The 9,184-nt window shown below is 42.8% G+C and carries 11 protein-coding genes; 4 read left to right on the top strand and 7 right to left on the bottom strand.

Translation table 11 applies throughout. The annotated features are described in order from the left end of the window. Positions 1-335: 335 nt before the first annotated feature. The 4 genes from WN50_RS06555 to WN50_RS06540 all read right to left on the bottom strand — a co-directional run bounded on the left by WN50_RS06555 (position 336) and on the right by WN50_RS06540 (position 3,138). Entirely contained in the window at positions 336-713 is a 378-nt protein-coding gene (locus WN50_RS06555) for a phage holin family protein (protein WP_082172347.1), read from the bottom strand. Between the two features lie 38 nt (positions 714-751). Continuing rightward, on the bottom strand, positions 752-1,843 hold the full coding sequence (gene ychF / locus WN50_RS06550; protein WP_046278511.1) for a redox-regulated ATPase YchF: 1,092 nt from the start codon (positions 1,841-1,843) through the stop codon (positions 752-754). A gap of 89 nt (positions 1,844-1,932) precedes the next feature. Continuing rightward, positions 1,933-2,466: a diguanylate cyclase gene (locus tag WN50_RS06545; protein ID WP_053221448.1), complete on the bottom strand. Its 534-nt coding sequence runs from the start codon at positions 2,464-2,466 to the stop codon at positions 1,933-1,935. A gap of 3 nt (positions 2,467-2,469) precedes the next feature. Next, a complete protein-coding gene (locus WN50_RS06540; RefSeq protein WP_046278512.1) occupies positions 2,470-3,138 on the bottom strand; it encodes an L-threonylcarbamoyladenylate synthase in 669 nt (222 codons plus the stop codon). 73 nt (positions 3,139-3,211) lie between these two features. On the opposite strand from WN50_RS06540, the gene larC reads away from it, so the two are divergent. Next, positions 3,212-4,486 (top strand): nickel pincer cofactor biosynthesis protein LarC, encoded by a 1,275-nt coding sequence (larC, locus tag WN50_RS06535; RefSeq protein ID WP_046278513.1) that lies wholly within the window; start codon positions 3,212-3,214, stop codon positions 4,484-4,486. 284 nt (positions 4,487-4,770) lie between these two features. Beyond that, positions 4,771-5,139, top strand: coding sequence for a hypothetical protein (locus WN50_RS06530; RefSeq protein ID WP_200906226.1), 369 nt, complete (start codon positions 4,771-4,773; stop codon positions 5,137-5,139). Between the two features lie 230 nt (positions 5,140-5,369). Here WN50_RS06530 and ypfJ read toward each other — a convergent pair whose 3' ends face one another. Further along, positions 5,370-6,221 (bottom strand): KPN_02809 family neutral zinc metallopeptidase, encoded by an 852-nt coding sequence (ypfJ, locus tag WN50_RS06525; RefSeq protein WP_046278514.1) that lies wholly within the window; start codon positions 6,219-6,221, stop codon positions 5,370-5,372. A 316-nt stretch (positions 6,222-6,537) separates the two neighbouring features. On the opposite strand from ypfJ, the gene WN50_RS06520 reads away from it, so the two are divergent. Both WN50_RS06520 and WN50_RS06515 read left to right on the top strand, forming a co-directional pair. After that, on the top strand, positions 6,538-7,107 hold the full coding sequence (locus tag WN50_RS06520) for a J domain-containing protein (RefSeq protein WP_046278515.1): 570 nt from the start codon (positions 6,538-6,540) through the stop codon (positions 7,105-7,107). A gap of 32 nt (positions 7,108-7,139) precedes the next feature. After that, a complete protein-coding gene (locus WN50_RS06515) occupies positions 7,140-7,412 on the top strand; it encodes a DUF3143 domain-containing protein (protein WP_046278533.1) in 273 nt (90 codons plus the stop codon). A 33-nt stretch (positions 7,413-7,445) separates the two neighbouring features. Here WN50_RS06515 and uppS read toward each other — a convergent pair whose 3' ends face one another. Together uppS and cdaA are read right to left on the bottom strand one after the other, a co-directional pair. After that, positions 7,446-8,195 carry a polyprenyl diphosphate synthase gene (gene uppS / locus WN50_RS06510; protein WP_046278516.1) on the bottom strand — a complete coding sequence of 250 codons (750 nt, stop codon included), beginning with the start codon at positions 8,193-8,195 and terminating at the stop codon, positions 7,446-7,448. Next, positions 8,192-9,109: a diadenylate cyclase CdaA gene (cdaA, locus tag WN50_RS06505; RefSeq protein WP_046278517.1), complete on the bottom strand. Its 918-nt coding sequence runs from the start codon at positions 9,107-9,109 to the stop codon at positions 8,192-8,194. The genes uppS and cdaA overlap by 4 nt, the downstream gene beginning before the upstream one ends. Positions 9,110-9,184 lie beyond the last annotated feature (75 nt).

The raw sequence follows: 9,184 nt of genomic DNA, 5'->3' as shown, positions 1-9,184 counted from the left end.
GGTTTATGTAGGTTATTTCTGATCATATTTAATTGGGGGTCGAACCCGCCCCTACAAACCCGGTTTTTCAATATTGTTGTGGGGGTGGGCGGGTTTATTTAGATTGTTGTTGAGAAGATGTCAATTTTGGTGGAACCCGCCCCGACAAACCCGGTTTTTCAATGTTACTGTGGGGAAGGGCGGGTTTATTTAGATTGTTGTTGAGAGGATGTCAATTTTGCTGGAACCCGCCCCTACAAACCCGATTTAATGTGATTTAATTTTAATTAAAAACACCGACTTTAGAACAGATTAAAAAAAGTCGGTGTCTCTAGAACCTCAAAATCAAAGTTTTGTTACTGAAACCCAATGATTTGATAAATGACAGAGTTGATAATTCCCAATGCAATTGAACCAATTAAAGCACTTAGGACTCCCCATTGTAAACGAAATCCTGAAACTAACCAAGCGGCTAACCCAAAAACTGCCATATTCAGAATAACGCCAACGATAAAGGTTGAGAAAACCGCATCTAGGGGAACCGCTAACCGAATCAAAAAAGGTCGAATCAAAACATTTAAAACTCCAAAAATAGCCGCAGACCATAAAGCCTTTTGAAAGCTATCAATTTCAACGCCAGTAATCGGACGAAGTTGAGCAATAACAAACAAACTAATCGCATTAACAACCCAAACAATCAGTAAATTAACGGGGTTGTTCATTATATTGTCCATCTGAGTTTCCTCTTCAGTGATGTTTTTTGGATTACACCCTAAACATTAAACCGGAATAGTAGCACATCTCCTTCTTGTACAGTATAATCTTTACCTTCTGAACGTACCAACCCTTTTTCTTTCGCCGCAGTCATCGAACCTGTCGTGACTAAATCTTGATAAGCAACGGTTTCCGCGCGAATAAAACCTCGTTCAAAATCGGTATGAATAACACCTGCGGCTTGCGGGGCTAACATTCCGGCTTGAATTGTCCAAGCGCGAGTTTCTTTTGGCCCAGTGGTTAGAAAGGTTCGTAAACCTAACAGTTGATAAGTGGCTTTAATCAAAGATTTTAAACCACCTTCTTTCACGCCCAAAGACTCGAGAAAATCCGCTCGTTCTTCTGGGGGTAATTCAATCAATTCTGACTCAACTTGAGCCGAAATAATCACCACTTGAGCATTTTCTTTAGCAGCAATTTCTCTAACTTGTTCAACCCATTTATTCCCGGTTGCTAAGTCTTCTTCGGAAACATTAGTTGCGTAAATAATCGGCTTTTGAGTTAACAATTCTAAGACTTTCACGGCTTCGATTTCTTCGTCAGTTAAGTCGGCTTGTCGAGCCGCTTTTCCGGCGTCTAATACTGCGGTGATTTTCTCTAAAGCACCTAACTCTAATTGAGCCTCTTTACTGGTACGGGCTAGCTTACGAACTCGTTCTATCCGACGTTCGATTTGTGCTAAATCGGCGAGTCCTAATTCTAGGTTAATGATCTCAATATCGCGTACCGGATCTATGGAACCAGAAACATGAATAATATCATCATCCTCGAAACAACGAACCACATGAATAATCGCATCAACTTGACGGATATTCGCCAAAAATTTATTTCCCAATCCTTCACCTTGACTGGCGCCTTTCACCAATCCTGCAATATCAACAAATTCAATCCGAGTGGGGACTATTTGTTCAGAATTGGAAATTTTAGCTAACACCTCTAGGCGCTCATCGGGTACGGCGACAACACCCACATTCGGTTCAATCGTACAAAACGGAAAATTCGCGGCTGTGGCTTTAGCATTCGCAACGACAGCATTAAAAAGGGTTGATTTACCAACATTCGGAAGTCCAACAATTCCAGCTCTGAGCATATCGCAAATTAAAAGGTGTTACCTCTGTAACAATAGCAGACAAAACGCTCTTTTTGTGAACCTTTTTTATGAATTCTGGTTGTTGAGGTTTACTCCGACTTCAACGGTTTGAGAAGAAAGCGATTTCGTCCTTCTATTTTAGCTTGGTAGAGCGCTTGATAGGCAATTTCAATCAAGGTAAGAGGAGACACTTCACAACAAGGAATTCCCCCAGAAACGCCAATACTCAGCGTCACAAATGCGCTAATTTCCGAAGCGGAATGAGGAAGCGCTAGGGTTTGTATAGCAGCTTGAATTCGTTGAGCCATATGAATGGCGCCTTGAGCGGAAGTATTGGGTAAAATAATCCCAAATTCTTCACCCCCATAGCGAGCCACTAAATCAGCCGGACGCCGAATAACTTGGTGAAGCGTTTGAGCGACTTTGATTAAACATTCATCTCCGGCGAGATGTCCGAAAGTATCGTTGTAAGTTTTAAAACAGTCAATGTCACACAAGATTAAAAATAAAGATTGTTGCTCTCGACATAACCGCAACCATTCTTGATTTAACGTCTCATCAAAACGCAGAGGTTGGAACTTCTCAATACAGTTACAGGTTTGGCGATCGCCAAAAATGATCATCTTTTAACTCTCTTTCACCCAACGCTCCACTGCTTCCCATCCTTTTCCTTGTCGAACTAAAATCGGCTCATTCTCAGTCAAATCGAGAATGGTAGACACTTGATAACCCGGATCAGAAGTATCATCAACAATGATATCCACCAACTTTTCTAAACTATCAAATAACTCCGCTTTCCCGAGATTTCTTTCCATCTCCAGGCTGACAGGTGCTTCTCCTTCTTCTTCATTGGTAATATGAGCCGAAGTCGAAATAATTGGATTACCCAACTTCTCAATTAATGTTAAACAAAAATTATTATCAGGGACTCGAATACCTGTAGTTTTTCGCTTAGGAGACATCACCAGACGCGGTACCAGCTTCGTCGCCGGAAGTAAAAACGTATAGCTCCCCGGAATTAATCGTTTAATAATTCGATAAGCTTGATCGCTGACAATAGCATAGTTAGAAATATTTGACAATGACGAACACAGGAACGTCAACGGTTTATCATTAGAAAGTTGCTTGATTTGTCGTACCCGTTCGACGGCTGACTTAACATTAAGATCGCAGCCGATCGCATAAACCGTATCCGTCGGATAAAGCATCACCGCGCCAGATCGCAGATCCGCAATTACTTTTGTGATCACTCGTTCTTGGGGGTTCTCTGGATGAACTTCGTAGTAAGTCGCCATAATTTTTAATTCTAGAACTTCAGTGGATTCAACGTTTAAAGTTTAGATTAGATCGTCAGGATGTTAACGAACCATGACCAAAATTGCCTATCTTCAATGTTCAACGGGTATCGCAGGCGATATGTGCCTGGGAGCTTTAGTTCACGCCGGAGTACCCCTGGAATATATTGCTGAAAAGTTAGAGCGTTTGGGGCTTTCCTCTGAATATCGGCTTTGGGCTGAACCCACTCACCGCAATGGTCAGTTAGCCACAAAAGTTCATGTCGATCTCACCCATTCCCCTCACGATCATGCTCACCACCATCATCACCCTGATCATCCTACTCCAGTTCGTCATCTCCCTGACATCGAGAATATTATTCTATCCGCTCAATTACCCAAACAAGCCGAAGCTTGGAGTTTAGCTATTTTCCGCCAACTCGCTGAAGCTGAGGGAGCCGTTCACGGCATTTCACCGCAAAAAGTTCATTTTCACGAAGTTGGGGCTACAGATGCCATTGTAGATATCGTTGGCACTTGTTTAGGCTTAGACTGGTTAAAAATTGAACAGTTGTATTGTTCGGCGTTACCCACAGGTGGAGGCGTCATTCGGGCGGCTCATGGCCAGCTTCCTGTTCCTGCACCTGCGGTATTAAAGTTATTAGAAACCCGCCAAGTTCCAGTTTACAGCAATAATATCGAACGAGAATTAGTTACACCCACCGGAGCGGCGATCGCTATAACTCTCGCTCAAACCTTCGGACAACCTCCAGCAATGTCAATTCAAAAAGTCGGTTTAGGTGCAGGTTCAAAAGATTTACCCCTACCGAATATTTTACGACTTTGGATCGGGGAATCTTCTCAAAATACCATGTCTCATCACGTTTCCTCAACTTCTAACCATTCTTCAGTTGAAATCGAAACTATTTCTGTTTTAGAAACCCAAATAGACGATCTCAGTCCCCAAGCGATCGCCTTTACCTTAGAAGAATTATTAGCCGTCGGTGCATTGGATGTATTCACTCAACCCATCACCATGAAAAAATCTCGTTTGGGCATATTATTAACCGTCATTTGTCATCCTGAAAAACAATCGGTTTGTGAGGATATTTTATTTCGCCAAACCACAACATTAGGCATTCGTTCAACCCAACAAAAACGGCGAATTTTACACCGAGAAATGCAAACAGTTGAAACATCCTACGGTTCAGTTTCGATAAAAGTCGCCTATTCAGGAGAAAATATCGTTAATGTTCAACCCGAATATGAAGACTGTGCTAAACTCGCTCGACATCATCATGTAACTTGGTTAGATATCCATCGAACAGCATTAGAAAATTGGCATCGTTCTCAGCGTGAATCAGTCTAGCATTGACAAACGAGTTTGAAAAACTGTTAAGGGTCAGGAGAGCAATAAATCGCTTGGTTTTAAGAACGATTAACTTTGCTGTTATCCTTTCCTGTTCCCTCACTTAAAAGGCCATTTTATCAATGTACTAAACCTCTTGTTAGATGATGATTTTTATGATAATGTTTAGACTCAGCACAGAGAGCGATATTCAGCTAAATATTGTTCCTGTTCGCTTCAGAAAGCTGAGAATCCTTACAAATTCTGAGCTAGGCTGAATTCTCGATTAGATATTAGGAGAGCGTATGAAACTTCACAGCATTTTTTTGACCATTTTTTTGGCGATCACTATTCTTTTCAGTGGCTTTGGCTCCTTCCTACCTGTTCAGGCAAATCCGATTGAAAATACATTTATACAGATTGCTGAATCCCCAACACCTGTAACCTACATGACTCCGCAAAATGCGAATGAAATTGCGGTTCAAATTAAAGAAGGTGAATTCTTTTTCGCAGAAATTCTCAAGCGAACTACAGGCAACTATTTTATCGCTACAGATGGACGAGTTCGCGTCATGTATGATCGTGATACAGGTCGAGTTGTCGTGATTAACGAGGTGACAGGTGATGAATTCTACAACTACTTTTTCTCGGAAGTAGATGAAGGTTCTCTCTAGTTTCAGAAGTGCTGACTGTGGTCATACAGAGTTGACATCTAGGATGCTAATCAAAAAGTAAAGCAGGACAGTTAATATCATGGGGAAGGATTTCAAGATTCCTCCCCAAAAATACTATATAATCGGGTTAAATACTCACAAAAAAGGATCATGTAGCGATCGCCTGCAAAGTCCCAATCAATGAAACTCAAAGAACAGTTGACTCAACCCCTACATGAACCCTAATTAAACTACAGATTTTCTGTTGCAAAAGTATTACATTCGTCAATATTTCCCGTTTGTAAACCTCGCTCAAACCAACGAACTCGTTGAGCCGAAGTTCCATGAGTAAACGAATCCGGTACCACATAACCTTGAGATTGCCGTTGTAAATGATCATCCCCAATACTACTGGCTGCATTCATCGCTTCTTCTACATCCCCTTGTTCGAGAACTTGTTCAGCTTTTTGAGTCCGATTTGCCCAAACTCCCGCAAAACAATCCGCTTGCAATTCTTGTCGCACAGAAAGTTCATTAGCACTGACTTTATCAACTTTACGTTGTAAATTATTCACCTGTTGGGAAATACCCAATAAAGTTTGAACATGATGTCCGACTTCGTGAGCAATTACATAAGCTTGAGCAAAATCTCCCGGTGCATTGAGATTATATTTCAGTTGTTTATAGAAACTCAAGTCAATATAAACTTTTTGATCCCTCGGACAGTAAAAAGGGCCTGTCGCCGCTTCAGCATAACCACAAGCCGACTCAACCGCATCCGAAAATAAAACTAATTCCGGTTCGACATAAGTTTCACCTCTTTCACGAAAGATTTGCTGCCAAGTATCCTCGGTATAACCGAGAACAACAGAAACAAAATCAACTAATTCTTCCTCCTCTGGAGAACGACGAACTGAAGAATCTGGATAAGAACTTTGTTCACGCGGTTCTTGTAAAATAATGCCAGGATCGATGCCTAAAAATAGTGCAGCGAGTGCTAGAAGAATTGAACCAATCCCTCCACCTATAGCGATACGACCTCCAGGAGAACTCCCCCGTCTATCCTCCACATTGTCACTGCGACGCCCCAATTGCCAACGCATAGATGATCACCCTCCACAGGTTTTTTTGCTAGAAATTGAATGAATTTTAGCTCAATATTAAGCTGAATTCAAGCTATTCTTTCTCTTCCTAATGGAAGAATTCGCTTCTTTTGTACCGAGAAAACTTGTGTAGAGTTAGCCCTGGAGTGTTAGGTCGAGAATCTAGATCTTAACCCATTGAGAAAATTTTCAGAACAGTGATCTGTCAGCTTCTCAGAACAGTCAAAAATGTTTCCAGGCGATCGCTTGCGATTCTGAGATAAGAGTGTCAAAATATGTAGAAAATCTCAAATGCTCTATAAAGCCTTAGATTCTTGTGACAGGTCAAGAAGCCACCTCGGGTCATACAAGACAAGCTGCCTCAGAACATCCTTCTCGGGCTGATAGCTACTATTGCTTATTAGGGCTGCATCCTTCAGCTTCAGCAATAGAGATTCGCCGAGCCTATCGAAAGCTCAGTAAGCACTATCATCCTGACACAACGCAGTTAGCCAAAACCATCGCAACCGCTAAGTTTCAACAGCTTAATGAAGCCTACGCAACGCTTAGTAATCCTGAGCGCCGTCAAGCCTATGACATCGAGATTCGCTATTCTCGCTATAATGTCATTCAACCAACTCATCCTTTGAATGATTTTAGGGTAAACCATTCACAGAGTTCTTCTTCGAGTTATCTCGATCCGACAGATCGCCCCTTATCCGCCGGAGAACTCTTTGCTTTATTTATCATGGTATTTAGCTTAATTGCTTGTTTGATTCTGGCAATTGTCATCGGTTTAACTCAAGCAGATTTAACCCTGGAACCAATTCAGCCACCCACAGCCATGATAGACTTAAAACTTGTTTCCGCTCAAGCGGTGAGTTGCTACCTCGAAATTAACAACTAAATGAACAACTAACTTCTATGACTATTGAAAATATTACCTTGCCGTCTTCTCAAACCCCCTTATACAATCACACCCTTCCTAAAATCGAAGAATGGTTGCGATCGCAAGGATGTCAGCAAGATACCCACGAACTGCACTGCTGGCGGATAGAACGATCCACCTGGAAAGCGGAACTGTGGCTAGATGTGGAGCAGATCACAGTCCGCTATATTAACGCCGCAGAAGGAAATCAAGATATCCAACGCTCCTTCAAATATTCCCTCAGTCGTCAGGATATAGAAGAAGCCGTTTTTTCAGGCCCCTAAGCGTTGGATCAAGTAAACGGTTAGCCAGAAAGTTCAGATCTTGCCAAACCGTCGTTCACGTTTTTGATAAGAACAGAGGGCGCGATGAAACTCAGAACTGTCAAAATCCGGCCATAAGGTATCGGTGACATAGATTTCAGCGTAAGCCATTTGCCACAGTAAGAAATTGCTGATCCGCATTTCTCCACTGGTGCGAATCAGCAAGTCAGGGTGAGACAATCCGGCCGTATAAAGATGTTTTTCAAATAAAACTTCATCAATATCATCAGGATTTAATCGTCCTTGCTGAACTTGAGTGGCAATTTCCCGACAAGCCCGGATAATTTCCTGACGCCCGCCATAGTTTGTTGCCACATTAAAGACAATCCCTGGATTATTGCGCGTAAACTCCATAGACTCCTCAATTTTGGCTTGTAGAGAAGCAGGTAACGCCTTCAAATTACCCACAAATTGAATTCGCACCCCTTCTTCCATCATCTCGCGTAGTTCTCGCAACAAAACCCGCTCAAATAAAGCCATTAAAAAATCTACCTCTTCCAACGGACGGCCCCAGTTTTCCGTCGAAAACGCATAAGCGGTTAAAGCTTCAATTCCCCAATCCCGACAGCAGCGCAACAGTTCTTTGAGCGTGTCCACTCCCTGCCGATGACCCATTGTACGCGGCCAGCCCCGACTTTTCGCCCAGCGACCATTACCATCCATAATGACGGCAATGTGTTTTGGCAGTCGGTTGGGATCGAGGTCGGCAGGTAACTCGTATACAACCCTTTGCTTTGCAGTCATTTTTTCTCCCGAGAAGCTGATGAACGAAGACGAAACACCCGCGATATTAATGCCCATCCCTTTGATCCGATCTGGCGCTTGAGACTTCCAATCGAAATCGGAGTTGCTTTTCTTTCATCACCAGACGGAAATGAACGAGCCTCTAGTAATTCTTTTAGTTTACTGCTAGTTAGTGGTCGATTCAGAACACCTTTCTCGGCGAGCGAGATTGATCCGGTTTCTTCTGAAACGACAACACACAAACATTTAGCTACTCGCTCTGTAATGCCCATCGCAGCGCGGTGACGAGTTCCGAGTTGTCGAGACGCCATCCGTTCAGATAGGGGTAAAATGACTCCGGCGGCAGCTATTCGAGAGGCTCGAATCAAAACTGCACCATCATGGAGTAATGTTTTGGGTTGAAACAGAGTTTGTAGCAGTTCTTTGGACACTTCAGCATTAAGTTTCACACCCGGCACCGAAAAGTCCCGTTCATCAATGGGGCTTCCGGTTTCAATAATGATTAAAGCACCTGTACGGTTTTGGGATAGCTCCTTAACAGCTTCTACAATCTGATCAATCACGCTATCCGGTTCGGGGATAGCCTTGCGCCCCCTTCCAAACAGTTGTAAAACTTCTCCTCGACCCAATTGTTCTAGAAACTGGCGAAATTCGGACTGCAACATCACAGCCATTGCTACCGCAGAACCCGTCACCAGACTATTGAGGGCGATTGATAATAATCTCAAGTTTGCCCAGTTGCTGATTGCTGTAGCCAGCATCAGGATGATAAACCCCCTGACCATCCAGAGCGTTCGACGCTCTCCAATGATGACAAGCACCATATATGCGACAGCAAAGACCAGTCCAATATCAATACTGTGAATTAACCAGGACTGCATCCAACCAGGGTCATTACTAGGACCCGATTTCATTGAACTTGATGATAAGATTAACTATTGGTCTTGTGTATGTAATCCAGCAAACCGTTATAAAGTTCGATCCCCGTC

It is taken from the genome of Limnoraphis robusta CS-951 (assembly GCF_000972705.2).
The sequence above is the reverse complement of the archived record's forward strand: the minus strand, read 5'-3'. Positions and strand labels throughout refer to the sequence as shown.